Raw genomic sequence first — 23364 nt, 5'->3', positions numbered from 1 at the left:
AACAGTCGTCTGCCGTGGTCGGTGGTGATGCCCGGGGTGAGGGGTGGTGGGCGGTGCCCCCATACCGCGCGGCCCCTTGCCATACCGCGCGGCCCCTTGGCAATCCGCCCACCGCGAGGCACGGTGCCCATAGACCGGTCAGCCCGACGGAGCCGCAGACCACGGCCCACCAGAGGAGCGCACTCGACATGACAGCGAAGATCCTCATCGTCACCGGCGACGCCGCGGAGTCCCTGGAAGTCCTCTACCCCTACCAGCGCCTCCGCGAAGAGGGCTACGACGTCCATATCGCGGCCCCCACCCGCAAGAAGCTCCAGTTCGTCGTCCACGACTTCGAACCCGGCTTCGACACCTACACCGAGAAGCCCGGCTACACCTGGCCCGCCGACCTCGCCTTCTCCGATGTCGACCCCGGTGACTACGCCGCCGTCGTCATCCCCGGCGGCCGCGCCCCGGAGTACCTCCGCAACGACCCCGAACTCCGCAAGATCCTCAAGTCGTTCTTCGACTCCGACAAGCCGGTCGCCCAGATCTGCCACGGCCCCCTGATCACCGCCGCGATCGACGGCCTCAGCGGCCGCCGCGTCACGGCATACCCCGCCCTGGAGCTGGACATGCAGGCCGCCGGCGCCACCTTCCAGGACGCCGAGGCGGTCGTCGACGGCACCCTGGTCTCGTCCCGCGCCTGGCCCGATCACTCGGCGTGGATGAGGGAGTTCCTGACCGTTCTGCGCGCGAAGGCACCGGTGACCTGAGGGCAGCGGACCACGAGGCGGAGCGGTTGGGCACCTGCCCGCCCAGGATCCCCGCGCACGCGGCCGACCGGTCAAGCCCCCAACCGCTCCGCCTCCTCGACCGCTTCCCCGAGCGTGTCCACCACCGGCACCCCCACCGCCTCAAGACTCGCCCGGCTGTGCGACCCCCCGGTGTAGAGCACGGCCCGCGCCCCCACATGCAACGCCGCCACCGCGTCATCGGCTGCGTCCCCGATCACCACCGTACGAGCGGGATCCACACTCACGAGCGCCTCGATGTGCCGCACCATGTGCTCGGCCTTGCTGCCCCCGGACGGCCCGGTCCGCCCGTCGACCCGTATGAAGTGCTCCTCGATCCCGAACCCCCGCACCAGCGGAACCAGTTCGTCATGCCCGTACATGCTCAGGATCGACTGGCTGCGCCCCGCCGACCGCCACCGCACGAGCAGCTCCGCGACGCCTTCGGTGAGCCCGCACCTCACCCGGTGCTCGGTGTAGTACCGGTGGAAGGTCTCGTCCATGACCTCCCACTCGGCGTCCGTCGGCAGCCGCCCCAGCAGCCGCTCGTAGAACTTCGGCACCGGCACGCAGTACAGCGACCGGTACTGCTCCATCGTGATCGGATCGAGCCCCAGCTCGGCGAACGCGGCGTTCGTCGCCCCGATGATCGCGTCATTGTCGTGGAACAGCGTTCCGTTCCAGTCCCAGACGATGTGCGCCCCTACCAGCTTCCCCATGCCGAAAACCGTACCCGCCACCACTGACAATCATGAGAACGGCAGGTCAGCGGGTGTGGGAGACAAGGCTTCGGGGTCAGTCCCCCAGTCCCACCAGATTCGGGATCTCCTGCGTGGCGTACCACAGCAGCTCATGGTCCTCGGCCCCGTCCACGACGAACTGCGCGTCGTCGTCCCCGCCGTCCGCCGCCTCAAGGGCCTGTGCGGCCGCCGCCACGTCCGTCTCCGCCTCGCCCGCGTCGACATGGACGGCCGCCGCCTTGGCCAGCGGGACGGCCCCGGCGATCCGCACCTCGCCCAGCGCCACGGGGTCCAGCCCGCGGTCGGGGTCGGCTACGGCCGCCCCGTCGGGCACGTCCACGGCGACCACGACCCGGCGCCGCGGCGCGCCGGAGTCCGCCGCCAGCAGCCGCAGTGAGGCCAGCGCGGCCCGGTTCAGCGCCGCGTACTCCAACTCCTCGATGTCGTCGGAGAGATACCACTCGCGCAAGGCAGGCGTGACTGCGTACGCGACGAGCGGTCCCCCGCCCAGCTCACCCGTCTTGTACGCCTCGGCGAGACCGGGGAGGGTCAGGGGGACGTAGACGCGCATGGCTGACCGCTTTCGTGTTCGTAAGGCTCCGCAAGTACCCGGAGGGGGCGCTCCCGCACCTCCCGCAGGGCCTTCAGGATACGTGCGGGCGTCCCCTTTCGAGTCCCCGCCGCCACCTCCCGCAGCGTCCACTCCGGTACGGAAACTCACCCTGATCGCCCTTGCCGTCCGGGCCCTCCGCGCCCTGCGATCACCCAGATAAGTGAAGTTCCCCGCCGCCTTCCCCGAGCCTCCGGTTCCTTGCCGCCGGGCCCCGCGACCCCGTACAAGATCACCGACCACTAAGTTACCGCCCGGTATCTCCCGGGCCCGCCGAACGGGGACCCCATGAACAAGGTCATGACCAGGGCACAGCACCGCCCCGGCACCCGCCCACCGACCCGCCGCGACTCCCGTCGCCACGCCGGCTCCCCGCCCCGCACACCGAGCGGCGGCGTATCCCGTACGACATCCCCCGACGACCGCCCACCCGGCTCCCCGAGCGCAACGGCAACCCGCCCCCGGACCAGGCCCACGGACACCCGCCCGACGACCGCCCCCGCCGAAGCGCGGGCAGCCGTATCCACCCGTCCTGCGGGCACCCGTGCCGCCAGGGCCGTACGGGTGGGCGCAGACGGCACCCCTCCGACGCCGGGCCGCCCCTCCACCCCGAGCAGCCTGCCGATCGCACCGAGCGAGCCCGCCCTCCCCCGGCCGGCGATCCCCCACCCCCGCCCCACCGACGTCTTCGCCGACCGACTGCTCCTGGTGCTGAGCGGCCAGCGCCCCGTCCACTCGATGCTCCGCCACACCGCGGGCCGCGCCTATGACGAACTCGCCTGGCTCGCCGAACGCGGCCCCCTGCGCACTCACGGCACCCGCCCCGTCGTCCGCGACATCGGCTACTTCGAACCCCGTCCCGGCGCCATCGAAGCGTTCGCCCGCATCGGCGCCGGCGACCAGTTGCGGGCCATGGCCTTCCGCCTGGAACAGGGCGGCGACCTCCGCTGGCGCTGCACGGCCGTTGAACTGGGCGGCCCGCGCAGGCCACGCCCGCACGACGACTGACACCGCCGCAGGGCGCCCGCAATGGCGAAGGGCCGGGCTCCAGAGGAGACCCGGCCCTTTCCAGCCGCTATGGCGCCGTCACCGTCTTCTCGACGGCACCAGGGCGCTCACCCGGCGCTACTTCTTACGACGCCGCCCGCCACGCGCCTGCTTGCGGCGCTCCGCGCGCGTGAGGCCGTCGGCCTCCGAACGCACCGGCTCGTCGCCGTTGTCGAAGTCGCCCTCGACGATGTCGCCCTCGCCGTCGACCTTGGGCGCGGTGTAGTGCAGCCGGTCCGGGCGGCGCGGGGCATCGAGACCCTTGGCACGGATTTCGGGACGCGCACCCGCCTGCGCCGGCACCGCGTCCTTCTTCTCCAGGTCGGCCACCGGCTTGGTGTCCTCGACCGGGACCTCCTCGACCTGCTGCTCGACCTGGACCTCCAGGTTGAACAGATAGCCGACGGACTCCTCCTTGATGCCCTCCATCATCGCGGTGAACATGTCGAAGCCCTCGCGCTGGTACTCGACCAGCGGGTCCTTCTGCGCCATCGCGCGCAGGCCGATGCCCTCCTGGAGGTAGTCCATCTCGTAGAGGTGCTCGCGCCACTTGCGGTCCAGGACCGACAGCACGACCCGGCGCTCCAGCTCACGCATGATCTCGGAGCCGAGCTGCGCCTCGCGCGCGGCGTACTGCTCGTGGATGTCGTCCTTGATGGACTCCGCGATGAACTCGGCGGTCAGACCGGCCCGGTCGCCGGCCGCCTCCTCCAGCTCCTCGACGGTGACCTTCACCGGGTAGAGCTGCTTGAAGGCGCCCCACAGCCGGTCCAGGTCCCACTCCTCGGCGAAGCCTTCGGCGGTCTCCGCGCCGATGTACGCGTCGATCGTGTCGTCCATGAAGTGCTGCACCTGCTCGTGCAGGTCCTCGCCCTTCAGGACGCGGCGGCGCTCGCCGTAGATGACCTCGCGCTGGCGGTTGAGGACCTCGTCGTACTTCAGAACGTTCTTACGGGTCTCGAAGTTCTGCTGCTCGACTTGCGACTGGGCGGACGCGATCGCGCGCGTGACCATCTTGTTCTCGATCGGCACGTCGTCCGGGACGTTCGCCATCGACATCACGCGCTCGACCATCTGGGCCTTGAACAGACGCATCAGGTCGTCGCCGAGGGAGAGGTAGAAGCGGGACTCACCCGGGTCGCCCTGACGGCCCGAACGACCGCGCAGCTGGTTGTCGATACGCCGCGACTCGTGTCGCTCGGTACCGAGGACGTAGAGCCCGCCGAGCTCCTTGACCTCCTCGAACTCGGAGCGCACCGCCTTCTCGGCCCGCTCCAGAGCGGCGGGCAGCGCCGCGGCCCACTCCTCGATGTGCTCCTCGGGGTCGAGACCGCGCTGGCGCAGCTCCGCCTCGGCGAGGTCCTCGGGGTTGCCGCCGAGCTTGATGTCGGTACCGCGGCCGGCCATGTTGGTGGCGACGGTGACGGCGCCCTTGCGGCCGGCCTGGGCGACGATGATCGCCTCACGGTCGTGCTGCTTGGCGTTCAGCACCTCGTGCTGGACGCCGCGCTTGGACAGCTGCTGCGACAGGTACTCGGACTTCTCGACCGACGTCGTACCGACGAGGATCGGCTGGCCCCGCTCGTGCTTCTCGACGATGTCGTCGACGACCGCCTCGAACTTCGCGACCTCGGTGCGGTAGATCAGGTCCGACTGGTCCTTGCGGACCATCGGCCGGTTCGTCGGGATCGGGACCACGCCGAGCTTGTAGATCTGGTGGAACTCGGCGGCCTCGGTCATCGCCGTACCCGTCATGCCGGACAGGCCGGGCTGTTCCTTGCCCTCCTGGTCGTGGCGCTTGTACAGGCGGAAGAAGTTCTGGAGGGTGATCGTGGCGAGGGTCTGGTTCTCGTCCTTGATGTCCACCCCTTCCTTCGCCTCGATCGCCTGGTGCATGCCCTCGTTGTAACGGCGGCCGGCGAGGATACGGCCGGTGTGCTCGTCGACGATCATGACCTCGCCGTCGATGACGACGTAGTCCTTGTCCTTCTTGAAGAGCTCCTTCGCCTTGATGGCGTTGTTCAGGTAGCCCACCAGAGGCGTGTTCACCGACTCGTAGAGGTTGTCGATGCCCAGCCAGTCCTCGACCTTGGCGACACCGGACTCGTGGATGGCGACCGTGCGCTTCTTCTCGTCGACGTCGTAGTCGCCGGTCTCTTCCAGGCCCTTGAGCGGGTTGCCGGCCTCGCCCTTCTTCAGGCGGGTGACCAGCTTGGCGAAGTCGCCGTACCACTTGGTGGCCTGGTCGGCGGGGCCTGAGATGATCAGCGGCGTACGGGCCTCGTCGACGAGGATGGAGTCGACCTCGTCGACGATGGCGAAGTTGTGGCCGCGCTGGACGAGTTCGTCCTGGGACCACGCCATGTTGTCGCGCAGGTAGTCGAAGCCGAACTCGTTGTTCGTGCCGTACGTGATGTCGCACGCGTACTGCTCGCGGCGCTGGGCCGGTGTCATGTTGGCGAGGATGCAGCCGACGTTCAGGCCCAGGAACTTGTGGACGCGGCCCATCATCTCGGAGTCGCGCTCGGCCAGATAGTCGTTGACCGTGATCAGGTGCACGCCCTTGCCCGACAGCGCGTTCAGATACGCGGGCAGCGTGCCGACGAGCGTCTTGCCCTCACCGGTCTTCATCTCGGCCACGTAGCCGAGGTGGAGGGCCGCGCCGCCCATGATCTGGACGTCGTAGTGACGCTGTCCGAGGACGCGCTTGGCGGCCTCGCGAACGGTGGCGAAGGCCTCGGGCAGCAGGTCGTCCAGGCTCTCACCATCGGCGTAGCGCTGCTTGTACTCATCGGTGAGGGCCCGCAGCTCGGCGTCGGAGAGGTCGACGAAGTCCTCTTCGATGGAGTTGACCTGGTCCGCGATGCGGTGCAGCTTGCGCAGGATCTTGCCTTCGCCTGCACGCATGATCTTCGAGAGGACGGACACGGGGGTTGGTCTCCTTGCCGGTCGGGCCTGGGACGGTCGGTTTCCATTTGACTTGGCTGAGCAACGGCCATCGTATGCGAGGACCCCGCCGCGCCGGGAGCCTGCCGGGGGCGCCGAGCGTCCACTGCTTCAAATCTCCGTCAAAGGGGACAACGGACGGGGGCCGCCGATGGTGCCGCGTTGCGCCCATGAATTGTGCGAAATGCGATCGTGCGCTCACTCACCGCATAAACGTTGGCGCTTGTCACCGACCCGCGAGGAGAATCGGCCGATGGAACCCGTCACGCTCACCACCGACCGCCTCCTGATGCGCACGGTCGGCCCGAAGGACACCGATGCCGTGTACGAGGCCGCCCAGGACCCCGACATCCAGCGCTGGACCACGATCCCCTCGCCCTATCTGCGCGAGCACGCGGACAACTTCACGGACCAACTCGTCCCGGAGGGCTGGAAGAACGGCTCGATGTTCACCTGGGGGCTGTTCCTCTCCGAAGGGGAGGACCTGGCGGGCATGCTCGGCCTCACGATGCGTTCGATGAGCGAGGCGGAGATCGGCTTCTGGGGCACCAAGGAGCACCGCGGCAACGGCTACATCACCGAGGCCGCCCTCGCCGCGTCCCGCTGGGCTTTCGTCCAACTGTCGATCGACCGCGTGGAATGGCGCGCCGAGGTCGGCAACCGGCCCTCCCGCGCGGTGGCCGAGCGAGCCGGTTTCTCGCTGGAGGGAACCCTCCGCTCCGCCATCGTCCACCAGGGCGTGCGCCGGGACTGCTGGGTGGGGTCCCTGCTCCCGTCGGACCTCGCGCTGCCGTCGACGGCGCCGTACCTGCCGGCCAGGAACGAGCCCGTCCAGCCGCCGCGCCGGTAACCATTACGGACGAATCCCCAGCTCACCCCGCGTTGTCAGTGCCAGCGCCTAAGGTGCCGAGCATGACCACCCCGCGCCCCATCAACGACCTCTCGGCCGACGAGGCCCGCCGCATCGCGCTGCGCGCGCAGGGTTTCGTCGGCGCGCCCGACCGCAGGTCCGGCGTCCGCGGCATCCTCCGTCACCTCGGCGCGGTGCAGCTCGACACCATCTCGGTCCTGGCCCGCTCCCACGAGCTGATCCCGTACGCCCGCCTGGGCGCGGTGGGCCGCAAGACGGTCGAGAAGGCCTACTGGACCGACACCCATGCCTTCGAGTACTGGTCGCACGCGGCCTGCATCCTGCCCGTCGAGGAGTGGCCCCACTTCGCCTTCCGCCGCCGCGCCTACCGCAGCCGCCCGCACTGGAACCACGAACTGCCCGACGGCACCTACGACCAGGTGATCAAGCAGCTCCGCGCCGAAGGCCCCCTCACCGCGACCGAGCTGGGCGGCGCGAAGAGGACGAGCGAGTGGTGGGACTGGTCGGGCACGAAGGTCGCCGTCGAGCGGGCCCTGATGTACGGCGAGGTGGTCTGCGTCGAGCGCCGCGGCTGGAAGCGCGTCTACGACCTCGCCGAGCGCGCCGTTCCGCAGGCCTTGCTGCACGACGAGCTGGACGACGCCGAGTGCCTGCGCCGCCTGGTCCGCCTGGCCGGCCAGTCCCTGGGCGTCGGCACGCGCGCGGACATCGCCGACTACCACCGCCTCAAGGGCGAGCAGGTCGACGCGGTGATCGCCGACTCGGGTCTGGTCCCGGTCACGGTCGAGGGCTGGGGCAAGCCGGCCTGGGCCGATCCGGAGGCCCTTCGGACGCCGCCGCGCGGCCGCCACCGTACGACGCTGCTGTCCCCGTTCGACTCCCTGATCTGGGAACGGGCGCGCACGGAGCGGATCTTCGGCTTCACCCACCGTCTGGAGGCGTACGTACCGAAGCAGAAGCGGATCTACGGCTATTTCGCGATGCCGGTCCTGGCCGGCGGCCACCTCGTCGGCCGCGTGGACCCGGCCCGCGAGGGCAGCACCCTGGTCGCCAAGCAGGTCACTCTGGACGGCCCGAAGGCGGTCCCGGCGGTGGCCCAGGCGCTGGTCGAGGCGGCGAGCTGGGTGGGCTGCACGGACGTACGGGTGGAGCGGGTCGACGCACCCGCCCTGCGCGAGCCGCTCGCCGAGGAGCTCGTCCGTCTGGTGGGGTGACCTCAGCGGATCTCGAGGATCTTCTCCCGCATCGCGTACACCACGGCCTCCATCCTGGAGTGCAGCTGAAGCTTCTCCAGGATGTTGCGCACGTGGTTCTTCACGGTGTTCTCGGAGATGAACAACTCCTTGGCGATATCGCGGTTGTTCATCCCCGTGGCGACGAGCTTGAGGACCTCCAGCTCACGGTCCGTGAGCCGCGGCGCGGGCACGAGTCGGCGCTCGTCCGTGCGCTGGATCATCGACTTGAACTCGGTGAGCAGCTTCGACGCCATGGACGGGCTGATCTGCGACTGACCGTCGGCCACCGCGCGAATCGCCGTGGCGACCTCGTCCGTGGAGATCTCCTTGAGGAGATAGCCGGTCGCGCCCGCCTTGATCGCGTCGTAGAGGTCGGCCTCCTCGTCGCTGATCGTCAGCATGATGATCTTCGCGCTGGGGGCCACCTCCTTGATGGAGGTGCAGGCCTCGATCCCGCCCCGCTTGGGCATCCGCACATCCATCAGGATGATGTCCGGCAGCAGGTCAGCGGCTTTGTCGACGGCTTCCGCGCCGTCTCCCGCCTCTCCGACGACCTGGATGTCCTCCTCGGCAGCGAGCACGATCTCCAGTCCACGGCGGAACAGGGCGTGGTCGTCCACGACGAGGACTCTGATCGGCTCCTTGCGTGGAGCGCTCGCGTCCGGGCCCATGCCGACGACATCGCCGTCGGCACCTTCGTCCCGCATCGGTCCGAAGCTGTCCGCCATCGTTCCTCCCCCTGAAGGCTGTGGCTGGTCGCGTGCCATCGCCAACCCAAGGCAGCGGCCCAACGGTTGGGCCGGTGCGGCCATGATTCCATGCCCGGCCGACACTCCGGTGACAAGCGGGGCGCGAAGTGGTCGCACACCGATGCCCCTGGGGGCGCACACGCGCTCCAGGGGCACCGGCTCAGCTGTCAGCCGGGTCGTTCAGCCGCCCAGCGTGCCACCTGCCGCGGGAGAATGCCCCTGGGTGACCATCGGGTCCGTGTTGAGGTGGATGACCCCGTAGTCATAGGCGTGCCGTCGGTAGACGACGCTCGGTTCCTTCGTCTCGGAATCGACGAAGAGGTAGAAGTCGTGCCCGACCAGCTCCATCTCGTAGAGGGCCTGGTCGAGGGTCATCGGGGAGGCGACGTGCGTCTTCTCGCGTACGACGAGGGGCCCTTCGCCCTTAACTTCCAGCGAGCCGATCTTCTTGGTGGGAACTCCGTCCGGCTCTTCTTCCTGGAAGGTGTGGCCGTTGCCGTTGAGCGTCGCCGCGCCCGGAACGTGGTCGGGGACCTCGGCCGCCGTGAGTCGGCGTGCGCCTCGGCGCGAGTAACGCTTGTCGTGCTGCTTACGCAGCCGGGCATCCAGCTTCTCCGCAGCCAGATCGAGTGCCGCGTACGGATCGCTGGCCGCTGCCTCCGCCCGGATCACCGGTCCGCGGGAGCGGAGCGTGATCTCCACTCGATCACTGCGGTCGGCCTGTCGCGGGTTGGGCTCCTTGGACACCTCGACGTCGAGGCTGATCACCTTGGCATCGAGCCTCTGGATCTTCTCCAGCTTCAGCTTCTCGGCCACGTGCTTGCGGAACCGCTCGGGCACCTCGGTCTTGCGGCCTTTGACGACGATGTCCACGCAGAACTCCGTTCCCGGATCACTCCGCTCCATCGGCGGAGCATCTCCCTTTTGCACCAGGCTCCGGTGACCCCGGAACCTCGGACTCGGCGACTTCCACCTCCTCCTCCCCCATGGGCAAGATCTCCACCCCATGGCCGCGGGTGATTGCTCGAAACCCACGGCACGGCATTCGGATATGACGGGGATGGCCTGGCCTTTCCCTCACAACCGAACATATCTCGCCCGGACGGATGTCGTCACCCTCTACTGCGGCGTACCTCCGTTCAGGTGAATTGATCCTCTCGTTACCTGCAACGATGCAAGTTCGCAGTCAGTTCCGGTTTATTTCGAAAGAATCCGGAGACGCCGCGACCACAGCCGCGCAGATCGGGGCACGGGACCGTCCGGGGCCCATGATTCCCGGCATCTCACGCGTCCGCCGCACAGCACCCTCCATCGATCCAGCGTTCCGTTCCCCTGTGCTTTCCCGACTTCCCGTCCGGTACACAGCTGTTGTCCCGTCACCGCACTCATCCGGCCCCGCGGTCCACCATCTATACGCGTCCACCTCCCCGACCGTTCCGCCGAATACGCTCGCTCGCTTCGACTCGGCCAACTCGGCCAACTCGGCCAACTCGGCCCGATCCGCTTCCGTCAATGCCGCCCACAAGGCCCGCGTCGCCTCCGCCAAGGACGCCCCCGTGGTCATCAAGTCGTCGACCAGCACGACCGGACCGCCACCGGCGAGCAACCGGCCTCCCCCGGGAGCCACCGTCAGCGCGCCCGCGAGATTGTCCATCCGCTGCCGGGAGTTGAGCCCCGACTGATCGGCCACCGCACGCCGCTGCCGCAGTACGGCGAGCACACGCGCCGGCGTCCCGGCCCGCCGCAGCTCACCAGCGGCCGCGAGCGCGATCCGCCGCGCCGGATCATGTCCGCGCGCCCGAACCGCCGCAGACGCGGACGGAACCGGTACGAGCAGCACCGACGAAACGGCGCCCCCGAACCGCCCCGCCCCGTCAGCCCGCAGCCGAGAGCCCCGGGACGCCACAGCCCGCCCGGACGCCCCACGGTCCCGCGCACCGGCCCCCGGAAGCAGCGCACCGGCCTCCCGCAGTCCCGCCCGCACAGCCCCCGCCAGGGCCGCTCCGAGCGGCGCCGCGAGTGCCAGCGCGCCGCGTTCCTTGTGGGCCAGGAGCATGGCCCGCACCTCGTCCGCGTACCGGGCCGCCGCGTGCACCACCGGCAGCCCGGGCGGCTCCGGCACCGGTCGCACCCGGCTCGGTGCGGTCCCGCTCAGGACGGCACGGCACTCCGGGCAGAGCACCGTACGAGGCCTTCCGCAGCCTCCGCACTCGGCCGGCAGCACCAGATCGGTGAGGTCCTGCCACCACCCCCGCATGCCCACCACTGTGCCAACGCCCGCCCCGACCGGCCACCCCTGTGGATAACTCCCTGTGGAAAACTCCGGCCCCCTGCGTAGACGTCGATTCCGTCCCACGGCCGCCCCGGATTCCGGACCCTGAATACCGCCCCGCCCGAAATACCGCCGCACAAGAAAGCGGCCGCTTCCACCGGAGTCCCACCCCGGCCGGAAGCGACCGCCACACTCACCGCTCACCGTCCCCGAACCTCGAAGGCTCGGCCCGGACGAAACCTCACCCCGGATAAACCGGCGCCGTCCCGTCCGTCACCACCTTCTGCCACTGGGCCCCGGACGGCAGCCGTACGATCCCGTCCTCCGAGTACCCGACCAGCGGCAGCCGCGCGTCCTCGGACGCGGTGATCTCCTTCACCCCGCTGAGGGCCGCGGGCGGCGGCCCCTCCGGCGTGGACCCGTCGACCTGCACATACCGCATCGTCTGCACGCCGTCCTTCTCACGCCCGACCACGACGAGCCGGCTGTCACCGGCCCACGACATGGCCGTGACCTCCTCCAACTCGGGCGTCGCGGAACGCAGTTCATGCACGGAGACGGCCGTGGGGTCGCCGGCCTTGCCGTCCTCGCCCCGTTCGATCCGGCCGATGAGCAGCGAAGACGTGTCGCCGTCCTTCACCACGAGCGCGATCCGCACACCGTCCGCGGCCACCCGCACGGACTCGACGCGCCCCTCAAGGCCGGGCGGAGTCTTCACCACCAGCGGATCGCCCACGCCCTCCTTCAGCAGAAGCAGCCTGGGCTTGTCGGGATCGCGGTCGGCCACCCACAGATCGCCCTGCGCGTCCCAGCTGGGCGCCGACAGCCGCGTCTCCTCCGTCCCGCCCGCGCTGGTCAACTCGGGCTCCCCGAGCGGACCACCCGAGACCAGCGCGCCGACGTACAGGTTCCTGCCGTCGAGACCGACCCCGGCCGCCATGGCCTCGTCACGCGACACCGCCACAGACTCCAGCTCAGTGTCGCCCTCGCCCAGGGCACCCGGCACGGGGTCGGGGTTCGTGCCGCTGGTGGCCGCGGCCAGCCGTACCAGCCGGTGCTTGTCGTCGAGGAAGTACAGATAGTTGGCGCGCTCCACCGACCCGCGCGTGGCGACTGCTTCCGCGTCGTCCTCGGTCAGCGCGCACAGCTGCCTGCCACCTGCCCGCAGCTCGACCTCGTCGACGGTCGGGGTGAGGTTCTGAAGGGTGAACAGGAGCTGGGCCGCCATCTCGTTGCACTTGGTCAGCCCGATCCGCGCGGCCTTGTCGTTCAACGGCACGGTCAGCCGGTTCTGGTCGTCCGGCGTCAGAGTGGTGACGTCCTTCTTCAGCGCCGTACCCGTGGGGAAGCTCGACCTGACCACCGGGTTGAGCCAGCTGGTGGGTCCCTTGAGCAGGGAGCGCACGGTCTGCGTCATGGGGTCCACGTTGCGGCGCACATAGACGGGATCGGCGACGGCCGCCGTGTGCGGGGAGCTCCCGAGCGTGGTGCTCGTGGCGAAGTAGTACTTGTCGACGGACATGTAGTTGCGCTGGAAGTCCGACTTGCCCATGACGACCCCGCGCGGCGGTACGTCGATACGCCACTGCTTGGTCTTCTTGTCCCGGGTGAGGTGCATCGACTCGCTGTAGTCCCCGCTGGCGGGCGCGTACGACTGCTGTGCGTCGACCGTGGCGACCTTGGCACCGGTCAGCGTGTAGGAGAGGTTGTCGGTCTCCTCACGGCCTCCCACCCGGTCGACGTCGGCACCCGGACCGTCGGCGAGGACCGTCGTGGACAGCTGGGGCCGCCAGTTGTCCGACGCTTGCTTCGTCAGGTACTTGCGCGCTATCTCGTAGTCCGGATCGTCGCTGGTCAGTGCCTCCAGGAAGCCCGACACGATCTCCGACGACGAAGCGTCCTCGTGCGGCGGCATGGCGAAGACCCGCACCTGGGTGTCCTGGCGCGGCGTGGACTCGACGCCCCGCAGATCGCCGCTGTCGGGCATCGAGGCGCACCCGGCCAGCAGTACGGCGCCACAGGCGGCGTACGCCACCGCGCGCCCCGGCGTGCGCCGGGCGCCCCCCTCGCGGTCAGCGCCCACGAGATGCCTCCCCATGCTTGCTCGAATCGTCGGTGTGCCCGGCTTCCTCGCTCGGCGGCTCTTCCGCATCAGGCGCATCGTCCTGGCGCCGCGCGCCCGATGCGGGCCGGGGGACGACACGCGCGCCGTTGCCGGGCAGCGCCGTCGGATCGGCCTTGGGGGCCGCCGTCGCTCCGGAGCGGGGCGGGATCGGGTCCCTGGACGGCATCGCGGAGACCTGGTCACCGTTGGGCTGAGCCGGCAACGTCGCGGCCTTGTCCGCGCCGCCGTGCGGCAGGCCGGCGTCATCGAGGCCACGATTGCGCCGCGAGTCCTTGGGCTCCAGGGGTATCGGCGAGCCCCGCAGCGGCTCGTCCGCCGTCCGCGGCAGCGTCAGCCGGAACTGCGAACCGCCCCCCGGCTCACCCCACGCCTGCAGCCAGCCGCCGTGCAGCCGCGCGTCCTCCAGCGCGATGGACAGCCCGAGCCCCGTACCGCCCGTCGTACGCGCGCGTGCCGGGTCGGCCCGCCAGAAGCGGCTGAAGACGCGGGTCGCCTCGCCGGGCTTGAGCCCGACACCGTAGTCGCGCACCGCGACCGCGACCGCCCCGCCCGCCGCCGCGAGCTTGACGACGACGTCCTTGCCCTCGCCGTGTTCGACGGCGTTGACGACGAGGTTGCGCAGGACGCGCTCCACGCGCCGAGCGTCGGCCTCGGCGACGACGGGCTGCTGGTCGCCGACCACGCGTATCTGCGTGCCCTTGCGCTCGGCGAGCGGCTCGGCCCCGCTGACGACGCGGCGTACGACTTCCCTGAGGTCGATCGGCTCGGCCTCCAGCGCCGCCGCGCCCGCGTCGAAACGGCTGATCTCCAGCAGATCGGCGAGCAGCGACTCGAACCGGTCCAGCTGGTCGGCGAGCAGTTCCGCCGACCGCGCGGTCACCGGGTCGAAGTCCTCCCGCGCCTCATGGATGACGTCGGCCGCCATGCGCACGGTCGTCAGCGGCGTGCGCAGCTCGTGCGACACATCGGACACGAACCGTCGCTGCATCCGTGACAGGTCCTCCAGCTGCTGGATCTTCAGCTGGAGATTCTGCGCCATCTTGTTGAAGGCCTCGCCGAGCCGCGCGATGTCGTCCTCGCCGGTGACCTTCATCCGTTCCTGAAGCCGCCCGGCCGACAACCGCTCGGCGATCCCGGCCGCCATCCGCACGGGCGTGACGACCTGCCGCACCACGAGCCAGGCGATGGCCCCGAGAAGTATGACGACGAAGAGCCCGGCGGTGGCCAGCGTCCCCTTGACCAGGCTCAGCGACTTCTCCTCCTGGGTGAGCGGGAAGAGGTAGTACAGCTGGTACGGGTCGCCGTTGGGGTCGTTGACCTGCTTGCCGATGACCAGGGCCGGCTGGGCCTCCTTGTCGGCGGCGGGGTTGTAGGCGATGCGGGTGTAGCTCTGGAACGCCCCCATGTTGCTGTCGATCCGCTCGCGCAGATCCTCGGGCACGCTCGCCGTCGGATCCACGCCGCCGGACGCGCGCGGGCCGCGGCCACCGGTATCACCCCCGGCGGAGGCCGGAAGGGTCACCACGTCGAAGGCGCCCTGGCCGCCGCTGGACAGCGAGGAGACGAGGTCGCTCATCCACTGGATGACGTTCTGCTCGGAGCGCTCGTCCGCCGTCGCGCCGTCGTCGGCGGTCCCGGCGGCGGCCTCGTCGGCACTCTGCTTGGCCGCCGCGAACCCGCCCGTGGCCTGGCTCTGCGAGGCCTTCACCTTGGCGTCCAGCAGCCCGTTGCGCACCTGCCCGATGACCACGAAGCCCAGCAGCAGGACGACGCCGAGCGACATCAGCAGGGTCGTGACGACGACCTTGAGCTGGATGTTGCGCCGCCACAGCCGCATGACGGGCAGCAGCGGCCGGCGCACCCAGCGCAGCAGGAGACGAAGGACCGGGCTGCCCTGGACTCCGCCCTGAAGCAGCCCGCCCTCCAGGAACCGTCCCCAGCGGGAGCCCGCCGGCTTCCGGCCGACAGGCCGCTCCGGCCGGGCCCCGGTCCGACCGGGCGCCGAAGCGGCACTGTCCCGGGACATGTCAGCTCGGCCCTGCCTTGTAGCCGACGCCACGGACGGTCACCACGATCTCCGGCCGCTCCGGGTCCTTCTCGACCTTGGAACGCAGCCGCTGCACATGCACATTGACCAGCCGGGTGTCGGCCGCGTGCCGGTAGCCCCACACCTGCTCCAGGAGCACCTCACGCGTGAACACCTGCCACGGCTTACGGGCCAGCGCGACCAGCAGGTCGAACTCCAGCGGCGTCAAGGCGATCGACTGGCCGTCCCGCTTCACGGAGTGCCCGGCCACGTCGATGACGAGATCACCGATGGCGAGCTGCTCGGGCGCCGGCTCCTCCGACCTCCGCAGACGCGCCCGGATCCGGGCGACGAGCTCCTTCGGCTTGAACGGCTTCACGATGTAGTCGTCGGCGCCGGACTCCAGACCCACGACGACATCCACGGTGTCGCTCTTCGCCGTGAGCATCACGATCGGCACCCCGGACTCCGCCCTGATCAGACGGCACACCTCGATACCGTCCCGCCCGGGCAGCATCAGATCGAGCAGCACCAGATCGGGCTTGGTCTCCCGGAATGCGGCCAACGCCTTGTCGCCGTCAGCTACGAAAGACGGCTCAAAACCTTCACCACGCAGCACAATGCCGAGCATCTCGGCCAGTGCGGTGTCGTCGTCGACGACAAGGACTCGTCCCTTCATAAACGACATCATCCCATTCTCATAACAGTGGCGAAGGCTCAGGTGAGGTAGGTCACCGGCCAGTGACCTTAGTCGTAGGCGGTCGCCACTGTCTGCCCTCGCCCCCGTCACTGACCGTGACTTTTGGGCGGGTTTGCCCCGCTCTACCCGCCCGACCGGTTCCGGCCCTACTTCACAACGTCCACGTCACCTGCCCGCGACCCGGCATACAGCTCGGCCAGCGCCTCGGCCGTCACCGGCGACACGACCCCTTCCTCGGTGACGATCGCCGTCACCAGCTCCGGCGGCGTCACATCGAACGCCGGGTTGTACGCCTGGGTCCCCAGCGGGGCCACCGGAATCCCGCCTCCCGGTTCCCCACCCGCCGTCGGCGCGTGAGGTGCCGCGATCTCGGTCACCTCGAAGCCGGGGCGCTGCTCGACCTCGATGGACGCCCCGTCCGGCGTATCCGGATCGACCGTCGTCAGCGGCGCCACCACGATGAACGGCACATGGTGATAGCGCGCGAGCACGGCGAGCGGATAGCTCCCCACCTTGTTCGCCACCGAGCCGTCGGCAGCGATGCGATCCGCGCCGATCAGCACCGCGTCCACCTCACCGGCCGCGAACAGCGAGCCCGCCGCGTTGTCGGTGAGCAGGGTGTACGCCATCCCGTTGCGCGCCGCCTCGTACGCCGTCAGACGCGCCCCTTGCAGCAACGGACGCGTCTCGTCCACCCACAGCCGCCTCAGCCGTCCGACCCGATGCGCTGCCAGCGCCACCGCGAACGCCGTGCCCTCCCCACCCGACACCAGTGCCCCGGAGTTGCAGTGCGTGAGGATGCGGTGCCCGCCGCCGGGCAACAGCTCGTCGAGCAGCGCCAGCCCCCGCTCGGCCATCCGCACACTGGCCTCGGCGTCCTCTTCGTGCAGCGCCCGTGCCGCCCCCAGCGCCGCGGCGGCCGCCTGCTCGACGTCCCCGCTGCTGGCCAGCTCGGCCCGGTACGCGGACTGGGCCCGTCGTACACCGACGGCGAGGTTCACGGCGGTGGGCCGGGCGCCCGCCAGCGAGTCCGCGGCGTCGTCCACGTCGAAGCCACGCACGGCGGCGAGCGCGACGCCGTACGCCCCCGCGATCCCGAGCAGCGGCGCCCCGCGTACCGCGAGCGTATGGATCGCCTCCACCAGCGCGGACGCGTCCGTACAGACCAGTTCGACCTCCTCGGCCGGTAGCCTCGTCTGATCGAGAAGGACCAGTACGGGACCTTCGGGTGGTTCGTCCCATCGAATCGCCGGGATCTCAGTCGGCCTGCTGTCCTCGCCGGATTGCGCGTGCTGATCAGCCATGTGGCCAGTCTGCCCTTTCTCCGGTGGACAATTGAAGGTGCGCAGCCCACACCGCGACCGGTACCCAGTCGACCGCCCCATGGCACGATGGCTGCCAACCTGCCACCGCGACCGCGGACGGGCACCGTGAAGGAGCGACGATGAAAGACACTCCGGGCTGGGCCTCGCCCGGATCCGCCCCGTCCGACGGACAGGAATCCGGCGCGACCGTTCCTGCCGAGCCCGCAGACCGCCCCGACCCCGAGCAGCAACAGGGACCGGACCCACAGGTCCCCGGCCCGAAGTGGTCCAAGGAGCAGCCGCCACCCGGCCAGTGGTCCGCGCCCACGAGGTCCCCGGCTCCCGGCCAGACCCCGCCACCCCCACCGCCCGGCCCGGGCTGGGGCGCTCCGCCTCCCACCGGCCCCGGCGGTCACGGCGGCGGCCACCCGGGCTACGGCCCTCAGGGCGGATACGGGGGTTGGGGAGGCGGCTGGGGCGGACCTCCGCCCGCGGCGAAGCCCGGTGTGATCCCGCTGCGCCCGCTCGGCGTCGGCGAGATCCTCGATGGCGCCGTCTCCACCATGCGCACCTACTGGCGCACGGTCCTCGGCATCTCCCTGACCGTCGCGATCGTGACCGAAATCCTCGTCATCCTCGTCCAGGGCTTCATCCTGAACGACCGCACCAGCACCGAGGCCCTCAACGACCCGAGCGCCAGCCTCGACGAGCTGACCCGCGCCATGGGCGACGCCATGCTCAGCTCCAGCGTGATCCTCCTGATCTCGATGATCGGCGCGATCATCGCGACCGCCCTGCTGACGACGGTCACCAGCCGCGCGGTGCTCGGCAAGTCGGTGACCACCGGCGAGGCCTGGCGCGACGCGCGCCCTCAGGTGCCGCGGCTCTTCGGCCTGCTCTTCCTGCTGCTGCTCATGACCGTCGGCCTGGTCGTTGTCGGCGCCTTGCCCGGCATCCTCGTGGCCGCCTCGGGCTCCGGCGACGCGGGCGCGGCTCTCACCATCCTGGGCATGCTCGCCGCCGGCATCGTCGCGCTGTGGCTGTGGTTCCGCTTCTCCCTGGCCTCGCCCGCGCTGATGCTGGAGAAGCAGGGCATCGTGAAGGCCCTGAGCCGCTCCGCCAAACTGGTCCGCGGCTCCTGGTGGCGCGTCTTCGGCATCCAACTGCTGGCCACGATCATCGCGAACATCGTCGCGGCGATCGTCGTCATCCCCTTCACCTTCCTCGCCGCCGCCCTCAGCGGAGACGCCACCACCAACATCCTCGACGGCAGCACCGACCTCGGCTGGACCTTCCTCATCGTCAGCGGCGTCGGCTCGGTGATCGGCTCCATGATCACCTTCCCGATCTCGGCCGGCGTCACCGTCCTGCTCTACATCGACCAGCGCATCCGCCGCGAGGCCCTCGACCTCGAACTCGCCCGAGCAGCCGGCGTCCAGAACTACGGCACCGGCACCCCGGGGAGCTGAACCGGTGAGCTTTGCGGGGGGAGTTCTCACTACGGCGTCAGCACTGCCGGACACGGTCGTACGCGCGCTGCTGGGCGCCAGTGGCACACCCGTACGGGCGCTGTCGCACTCGGCCGACACTTCCGTACTGTCGTTGCTCGCACGCTCCGACGACGAGCCGCCCCTGACCATCCCCCGCGATCCCGCGCGGGAGGCGGCCAGGCGGGAGCTGTCCAAGGGCATGTACCACGAGAACGAACCCAGCTGGTTCCAGCGTGCCCTGGACGCCTTCTGGGACTGGGTCGAGGACCTGTTCACCAGCGCCTCGACCGTGACGCCCGGAGGACCGCTCGGCCTGGTCGTCGTCATCCTGGTCGTCGTCGCCGTCCTCGGCGCCCTGTGGTGGCGCCTCGGCACCCCGCGCCGCCAACCCGCCACCTCCGCCGCCCTGTTCGAGGACCGCCCCCGCAGCGCCGCCGAACACCGCGCCGCCGCCGAGGCACACGCCGCCCAGGGCCACTGGAACCAGGCCGTCCAGGAACGCATGCGCGCCATCGTCCGCTCCCTGGAGGAACGCGCACTCCTCGACGTCCGCCCCGGCCGGACCGCGGACGAGGCCGCCGCCGAAGCGGGCCGCCCGCTGCCCGCCCACAGGGACCGACTGCGCGCCGCCGCCGGCGACTTCGACGACGTCACGTACGGCGGACGGACCGCGACCCAGCAGGCGTACCAGCGCATCAAGGAACTCGACCGCGACCTGGAGAACACCAAGCCCCAGCTCGCGAGCAGTGCGTCCAGCACGGCCCACAACGCCCGCCAGGGAGCCGCCGAATGACCACCGAGGCCACGCTCCCGACCACCTCGGCCTCGCCCACCGCACGCCAGGTGTGGACCCGCGCGCGAGGCGTCGCCCTCGCCCTCGTGCTCCTGCTGGCGGCGGCCGTCGTGATCGCCACGATCCGCTCCGACGCCCGGCACGGCACCCTCGACCCACGCTCCGCCGACCCCAAGGGCAGCCGGGCCGTCGCCGAACTCCTCGCCGACCGCGGCGTGGACACGCGCATGGTCACCACCCTGGACGAGGCACGCGCCGCGTCCGCCGCGGACACCACCCTCCTCGTCGCCGCCCCCGACCTGCTGACGCGCCGTCAACAGTCGTCGCTGCGCTCGGCGACCGCCGGAGCCGGCGGCCGTACCGTCCTTGTCGCCCCCGGCAGCTGGTCCGTCGAGCGGCTCGTCCCCGGGGTCACCGCGGACCCCGCCACCAGCCTCGACTCGCAACTCGCCCCCGACTGCGCCCTGCCCGCCGCCCAGCGCGCGGGCACCGCCGACCTGGGCGGAATCCGCTACACCACCACCCACCTCGACGCCGACGAGTGCTACCCCAGCGACCGCCTGGCCACCCTGCTGCGCGTCCCGGAGACCACCGGGGACGGCAACGGCGACACCATCGTCCTCGGCGCCCCCGACATCCTCCACAACGAACGCCTCGACGAGCAGGGCAACGCCTCCCTCGCCCTCCAACTCCTCGGCTCCCGCCCCCATCTGGTCTGGTACCTCCCCTCGCTCTCCGACGCGTCCGCCGACGAGGACGCCGAACGCAGCTTCTTCGACCTGCTCCCCTCGGGCTGGCTCTGGGGCACACTGCAGCTCTTCATCGCCGCAGCCCTGGCCGCCCTGTGGCGGGCACGCCGACTCGGCCCCCTGGTGCCCGAAAAACTCCCCGTGGCGATCCGCGCCTCCGAAACCGTCGAAGGCCGCGCCCGCCTCTACCGCAAGGCAGCCGCCCGCGACCGCGCCTCAGCCGCTCTTCGCTCCACCACCCGCACGCGCCTGGCCCCCCTCGTAGGTGTCCCCGTCACTCAGGCGCACGCGCCCGAGGCCCTGCTCCCCGCTCTATCCGCCCACCTCCACAACCACGGAGACGGACAGAGCCTGCACACCCTCCTCTTCGGCCCGCCGCCCAGCGACGACGCAGCACTCATCGCCCTCGCCGACCAACTCGACGCCCTCGAAAGAGAGGTACGCCGTCCATGATGGACCCGACCACTGACAACGCCGGGAACACCGGGGATCCGGGCACCGCCCGAGCCTCCCTGGAAGCCCTGCGCGCCGAGATCGCCAAAGCCGTGGTCGGCCAGGACCCCGCCGTGACCGGCCTCGTCGTCGCGCTCCTCTGCCGCGGCCATGTCCTCCTCGAAGGTGTCCCCGGCGTCGCCAAGACCCTCCTCGTGCGCGCACTGGCCTCCGCACTCGAACTCGACACCAAGCGCGTCCAGTTCACCCCCGACCTCATGCCGAGCGACGTGACGGGCTCCCTCGTCTACGACACCCGCAGTGCCGAGTTCTCCTTCCAGCCCGGCCCGGTCTTCACCAACCTCCTCCTCGCCGACGAGATCAACCGCACCCCGCCGAAGACCCAGTCGTCGCTGCTGGAGGCCATGGAGGAACGCCAGGTCACGGTCGACGGCACGCCCCGCCCCCTCCCCGAGCCGTTCCTGGTCGCCGCGACCCAGAACCCGGTCGAGTACGAGGGCACCTACCCCCTCCCCGAAGCCCAGCTGGACCGTTTCCTCCTCAAGCTCACCATCCCGCTCCCCTCCCGCCAGGACGAGATCAACGTCCTCACCCGCCACGCCGAGGGTTTCAACCCCCGCGACCTGCGCGCCGCCGGCGTACGCCCCGTAGCGGGCCCCGCAGACCTGGAGGCGGCACGCGCGGCCGTGGCCAAGACGACGGTCTCCCCGGAGATCACGGCCTACGTGGTCGACATCTGCCGAGCCACCCGAGAATCGCCGTCCCTCACGCTGGGCGTCTCCCCGCGCGGCGCGACCGCCCTCCTCGCCGCGGCCCGCGCATGGGCCTGGCTGACCGGCCGCGACTACGTCATCCCCGACGACGTGAAGGCCCTCGCCCTCCCCGCCCTCCGCCACCGCGTCCAACTCCGACCGGAGGCCGAGATGGAAGGCGTCACCGCCGACTCCGTGATCAACGCGATCCTCGCCCACGTCCCCGTCCCCCGCTGATGGCACTCACCGGACGCGCCGCGCTCCTCGCGGCCCTAGGCTCCCTCCCCGTAGGCATCTGGGACCCCAGCTGGACCGGCATCCTCGCGGTCAACGCCCCCCTGCTCGCTGCCTGCGCCTGCGACTTCGCCCTGGCAGCACCCGTACGCCGCCTGGGTCTGACCCGCTCCGGCGACACCTCCGCGCGCCTCGGCGAGGCGGCCGACGTCACGCTCACGATCACCAACCCGTCCGGCCGCCCGCTGCGCGCCCACGTCCGCGACGCCTGGCCGCCGAGCAGCTGGCAGCCCGGCACAGAGGTGGCGGCCTCACGCCACCACATGACGATCCCCGCCGGCGAACGCCGGCGCCTGACCACCCGCCTACGCCCCACCCGTCGAGGCGACCGTCAGGCCGACCGCGTGACGATCCGCTCCTACGGCCCCTTGGGCCTCTTCGCCCGCCAGGGCACCCACAGAGCCCCCTGGACGGTACGGGTCCTCCCCCCGTTCACGAGCCGCAAGCACCTGCCCTCGAAACTGGCCCGCCTGCGCGAACTCGACGGCCGCACCAGCGTCCTCACCCGCGGCGAAGGCACAGAATTCGACAGCCTCCGCGAGTACGTCCCCGGCGACGACACCCGCTCCATCGACTGGCGCGCTACGGCCCGACAGTCCACGGTCGCCGTACGCACCTGGCGCCCCGAACGCGACCGCCACATCCTCCTCGTCCTGGACACCGGCCGCACCTCGGCAGGCCGGGTCGGCGACGCCCCACGCCTCGACGCCTCCATGGACGCGGCCCTGCTCCTGGCCGCCCTCGCCTCCCGAGCCGGCGACCGAGTGGACCTCCTCGCCTACGACCGCCGAGTACGCGCCCTCGTCCAGGGCCGCGCAGCAGGCGAGGTCCTTCCCTCCCTGGTCAACGCGATGGCCACACTCGAACCCGAGCTCCTAGAAACAGATGCCCGAGGCCTTACGGCCACGGCTCTCCGTACGGCCCCCCGCCACTCCCTGATCGTGCTGCTCACCACCCTCGACGCGGCTCCGATCGAGGAGGGCCTGCTCCCCGTCCTCTCCCAGCTCACCCAGCGCCACACAGTCCTGCTCGCATCAGTAGCGGACCCCCACATCGCCCGCATGGCAACCGCCCGCGGCAACACGGACTCGGTGTACGAGGCCGCCGCCGCAGCCCAGGCCCAGAGCGAACGCCACCGCACGGCGGACCAACTCCGCCGACGCGGCATTACGGTCGTCGACGCGACGCCAGAAGAACTGGCGCCGACATTGGCGGACGCCTATCTGGCCCTCAAGACGGCGGGACGCCTGTAATTCAAGAACTGCTGCCGCAATTCCACACGAGCCAGAAATGCAGAAAGCCCCCGAACCGGTATCCCCGGTCGGGGGCTTTCTCAAAATTTGTTCGGCGGTGTCCTACTCTCCCACAGGGTCCCCCCTGCAGTACCATCGGCGCTGTAAGGCTTAGCTTCCGGGTTCGGAATGTAACCGGGCGT

At 70.5% G+C, this 23364-nt stretch carries 19 protein-coding genes and 1 rRNA gene; 9 read left to right on the top strand and 11 right to left on the bottom strand.

Annotated elements, in window-relative coordinates:
* The first annotated feature begins 188 nt into the window (after positions 1 to 188).
* A complete protein-coding gene (locus ACZ7NC_RS40410) occupies positions 189 to 755 on the top strand; it encodes a DJ-1/PfpI family protein (RefSeq protein ID WP_471496403.1) in 567 nt (188 codons plus the stop codon).
* 71 nt (positions 756 to 826) lie between these two features.
* Here the strand turns inward: ACZ7NC_RS40410 and ACZ7NC_RS40405 are convergent, their stop codons facing one another.
* Together ACZ7NC_RS40405 and ACZ7NC_RS40400 are read right to left on the bottom strand one after the other, a co-directional pair.
* The gene (locus ACZ7NC_RS40405; protein ID WP_471496400.1) at positions 827 to 1492 is read right to left on the bottom strand and encodes an HAD family hydrolase; all 666 of its coding nucleotides are present in this window, start codon (positions 1490 to 1492) and stop codon (positions 827 to 829) included.
* A gap of 76 nt (positions 1493 to 1568) precedes the next feature.
* Positions 1569 to 2084 carry a DUF6912 family protein gene (locus ACZ7NC_RS40400; protein WP_471496398.1) on the bottom strand — a complete coding sequence of 172 codons (516 nt, stop codon included), beginning with the start codon at positions 2082 to 2084 and terminating at the stop codon, positions 1569 to 1571.
* Positions 2085 to 2411: 327 nt separating this feature from the next.
* On the opposite strand from ACZ7NC_RS40400, the gene ACZ7NC_RS40395 reads away from it, so the two are divergent.
* Complete coding sequence (locus ACZ7NC_RS40395; RefSeq protein WP_471496396.1) at positions 2412 to 3131, top strand: Rv3235 family protein; 720 nt, start codon at positions 2412 to 2414, stop codon at positions 3129 to 3131.
* A 117-nt stretch (positions 3132 to 3248) separates the two neighbouring features.
* Here the strand turns inward: ACZ7NC_RS40395 and secA are convergent, their stop codons facing one another.
* Positions 3249 to 6098 carry a preprotein translocase subunit SecA gene (gene secA / locus ACZ7NC_RS40390; RefSeq protein ID WP_471496394.1) on the bottom strand — a complete coding sequence of 950 codons (2850 nt, stop codon included), beginning with the start codon at positions 6096 to 6098 and terminating at the stop codon, positions 3249 to 3251.
* Positions 6099 to 6369: 271 nt separating this feature from the next.
* Between secA and ACZ7NC_RS40385 the strand changes: the two genes are divergently transcribed.
* Both ACZ7NC_RS40385 and ACZ7NC_RS40380 read left to right on the top strand, forming a co-directional pair.
* Entirely contained in the window at positions 6370 to 6966 is a 597-nt protein-coding gene (locus tag ACZ7NC_RS40385; protein ID WP_471496392.1) for a GNAT family N-acetyltransferase, read from the top strand.
* A gap of 62 nt (positions 6967 to 7028) precedes the next feature.
* Positions 7029 to 8201 carry a winged helix-turn-helix domain-containing protein gene (locus ACZ7NC_RS40380; protein ID WP_471496390.1) on the top strand — a complete coding sequence of 391 codons (1173 nt, stop codon included), beginning with the start codon at positions 7029 to 7031 and terminating at the stop codon, positions 8199 to 8201.
* Between the two features lie 2 nt (positions 8202 to 8203).
* On the opposite strand, the gene ACZ7NC_RS40375 is transcribed toward ACZ7NC_RS40380, so the two are convergent.
* The 7 genes from ACZ7NC_RS40375 to mtnA all read right to left on the bottom strand — a co-directional run bounded on the left by ACZ7NC_RS40375 (position 8204) and on the right by mtnA (position 17398).
* Positions 8204 to 8950, bottom strand: a complete 747-nt coding sequence (locus ACZ7NC_RS40375; RefSeq protein WP_471496388.1) for a response regulator — start codon at positions 8948 to 8950, stop codon at positions 8204 to 8206.
* Between the two features lie 201 nt (positions 8951 to 9151).
* Positions 9152 to 9844 (bottom strand): ribosome hibernation-promoting factor, HPF/YfiA family, encoded by a 693-nt coding sequence (hpf, locus tag ACZ7NC_RS40370; RefSeq protein ID WP_471496386.1) that lies wholly within the window; start codon positions 9842 to 9844, stop codon positions 9152 to 9154.
* Positions 9845 to 10157: 313 nt separating this feature from the next.
* Positions 10158 to 11228, bottom strand: a complete 1071-nt coding sequence (locus ACZ7NC_RS40365; RefSeq protein WP_471496384.1) for a ComF family protein — start codon at positions 11226 to 11228, stop codon at positions 10158 to 10160.
* A 256-nt stretch (positions 11229 to 11484) separates the two neighbouring features.
* Positions 11485 to 13326, bottom strand: a complete 1842-nt coding sequence (locus tag ACZ7NC_RS40360; RefSeq protein ID WP_471496382.1) for an LpqB family beta-propeller domain-containing protein — start codon at positions 13324 to 13326, stop codon at positions 11485 to 11487.
* Positions 13316 to 15394, bottom strand: a complete 2079-nt coding sequence (gene mtrB / locus ACZ7NC_RS40355; RefSeq protein ID WP_471496380.1) for an MtrAB system histidine kinase MtrB — start codon at positions 15392 to 15394, stop codon at positions 13316 to 13318. The genes ACZ7NC_RS40360 and mtrB overlap by 11 nt, the downstream gene beginning before the upstream one ends.
* 1 nt (position 15395) lies before the next feature.
* Positions 15396 to 16085: a two-component system response regulator MtrA gene (gene mtrA, locus ACZ7NC_RS40350; RefSeq protein ID WP_015659998.1), complete on the bottom strand. Its 690-nt coding sequence runs from the start codon at positions 16083 to 16085 to the stop codon at positions 15396 to 15398.
* A 155-nt stretch (positions 16086 to 16240) separates the two neighbouring features.
* Entirely contained in the window at positions 16241 to 17398 is a 1158-nt protein-coding gene (gene mtnA, locus ACZ7NC_RS40345) for an S-methyl-5-thioribose-1-phosphate isomerase (RefSeq protein ID WP_471496378.1), read from the bottom strand.
* A 140-nt stretch (positions 17399 to 17538) separates the two neighbouring features.
* Here mtnA and ACZ7NC_RS40340 point away from each other — a divergent pair, with 140 nt between their 5' ends.
* From ACZ7NC_RS40340 to ACZ7NC_RS40320, 5 genes are read left to right on the top strand one after another with little or no spacing between them, the layout of a single operon-like run.
* A complete protein-coding gene (locus tag ACZ7NC_RS40340; RefSeq protein WP_471496376.1) occupies positions 17539 to 18867 on the top strand; it encodes a DUF7847 domain-containing protein in 1329 nt (442 codons plus the stop codon).
* 4 nt (positions 18868 to 18871) lie between these two features.
* Complete coding sequence (locus ACZ7NC_RS40335; RefSeq protein ID WP_471496374.1) at positions 18872 to 19681, top strand: DUF4129 domain-containing protein; 810 nt, start codon at positions 18872 to 18874, stop codon at positions 19679 to 19681.
* Positions 19678 to 20883, top strand: coding sequence for a DUF4350 domain-containing protein (locus ACZ7NC_RS40330; RefSeq protein ID WP_471496372.1), 1206 nt, complete (start codon positions 19678 to 19680; stop codon positions 20881 to 20883). Before ACZ7NC_RS40335 ends, ACZ7NC_RS40330 begins: the two co-directional genes overlap by 4 nt.
* Positions 20883 to 21872 carry an AAA family ATPase gene (locus tag ACZ7NC_RS40325; protein ID WP_471496370.1) on the top strand — a complete coding sequence of 330 codons (990 nt, stop codon included), beginning with the start codon at positions 20883 to 20885 and terminating at the stop codon, positions 21870 to 21872. The genes ACZ7NC_RS40330 and ACZ7NC_RS40325 overlap by 1 nt, the downstream gene beginning before the upstream one ends.
* The gene (locus tag ACZ7NC_RS40320; RefSeq protein WP_471496368.1) at positions 21872 to 23182 is read left to right on the top strand and encodes a DUF58 domain-containing protein; all 1311 of its coding nucleotides are present in this window, start codon (positions 21872 to 21874) and stop codon (positions 23180 to 23182) included. Before ACZ7NC_RS40325 ends, ACZ7NC_RS40320 begins: the two co-directional genes overlap by 1 nt.
* Before the next feature lie 89 nt (positions 23183 to 23271).
* Here ACZ7NC_RS40320 and rrf read toward each other — a convergent pair.
* Positions 23272 to 23364: ribosomal RNA gene (gene rrf / locus ACZ7NC_RS40315) — 5S ribosomal RNA — on the bottom strand; the annotation flags it as partial.

This window comes from Streptomyces sp. NPDC111802, assembly GCF_055634335.1.
The sequence above is the reverse complement of the archived record's forward strand: the minus strand, read 5'-3'. Positions and strand labels throughout refer to the sequence as shown.

What these genes read in the sequence shown, in the direction of transcription:
- ACZ7NC_RS40320 (WP_471496368.1), top strand. Translation starts at nt 21,872, where the DNA reads ATGGCACTCACCGGACGCGCCGCGCTCCTCGCGGCCCTAGGCTCCCTC.
- ACZ7NC_RS40330 (WP_471496372.1), top strand. Translation starts at nt 19,678, where the DNA reads ATGACCACCGAGGCCACGCTCCCGACCACCTCGGCCTCGCCCACCGCA.
- ACZ7NC_RS40395 (WP_471496396.1), top strand. Translation starts at nt 2,412, where the DNA reads ATGAACAAGGTCATGACCAGGGCACAGCACCGCCCCGGCACCCGCCCA.
- ACZ7NC_RS40385 (WP_471496392.1), top strand. Translation starts at nt 6,370, where the DNA reads ATGGAACCCGTCACGCTCACCACCGACCGCCTCCTGATGCGCACGGTC.
- ACZ7NC_RS40325 (WP_471496370.1), top strand. Translation starts at nt 20,883, where the DNA reads ATGGACCCGACCACTGACAACGCCGGGAACACCGGGGATCCGGGCACC.
- ACZ7NC_RS40380 (WP_471496390.1), top strand. Translation starts at nt 7,029, where the DNA reads ATGACCACCCCGCGCCCCATCAACGACCTCTCGGCCGACGAGGCCCGC.
- ACZ7NC_RS40405 (WP_471496400.1), bottom strand. Translation starts at nt 1,492, where the DNA reads ATGGGGAAGCTGGTAGGGGCGCACATCGTCTGGGACTGGAACGGAACG.
- ACZ7NC_RS40340 (WP_471496376.1), top strand. Translation starts at nt 17,539, where the DNA reads ATGAAAGACACTCCGGGCTGGGCCTCGCCCGGATCCGCCCCGTCCGAC.
- ACZ7NC_RS40365 (WP_471496384.1), bottom strand. Translation starts at nt 11,228, where the DNA reads ATGCGGGGGTGGTGGCAGGACCTCACCGATCTGGTGCTGCCGGCCGAG.
- ACZ7NC_RS40400 (WP_471496398.1), bottom strand. Translation starts at nt 2,084, where the DNA reads ATGCGCGTCTACGTCCCCCTGACCCTCCCCGGTCTCGCCGAGGCGTAC.
- ACZ7NC_RS40375 (WP_471496388.1), bottom strand. Translation starts at nt 8,950, where the DNA reads ATGGCGGACAGCTTCGGACCGATGCGGGACGAAGGTGCCGACGGCGAT.
- mtnA (WP_471496378.1), bottom strand. Translation starts at nt 17,398, where the DNA reads ATGGCTGATCAGCACGCGCAATCCGGCGAGGACAGCAGGCCGACTGAG.
- mtrB (WP_471496380.1), bottom strand. Translation starts at nt 15,394, where the DNA reads ATGTCCCGGGACAGTGCCGCTTCGGCGCCCGGTCGGACCGGGGCCCGG.
- ACZ7NC_RS40410 (WP_471496403.1), top strand. Translation starts at nt 189, where the DNA reads ATGACAGCGAAGATCCTCATCGTCACCGGCGACGCCGCGGAGTCCCTG.
- mtrA (WP_015659998.1), bottom strand. Translation starts at nt 16,085, where the DNA reads ATGATGTCGTTTATGAAGGGACGAGTCCTTGTCGTCGACGACGACACC.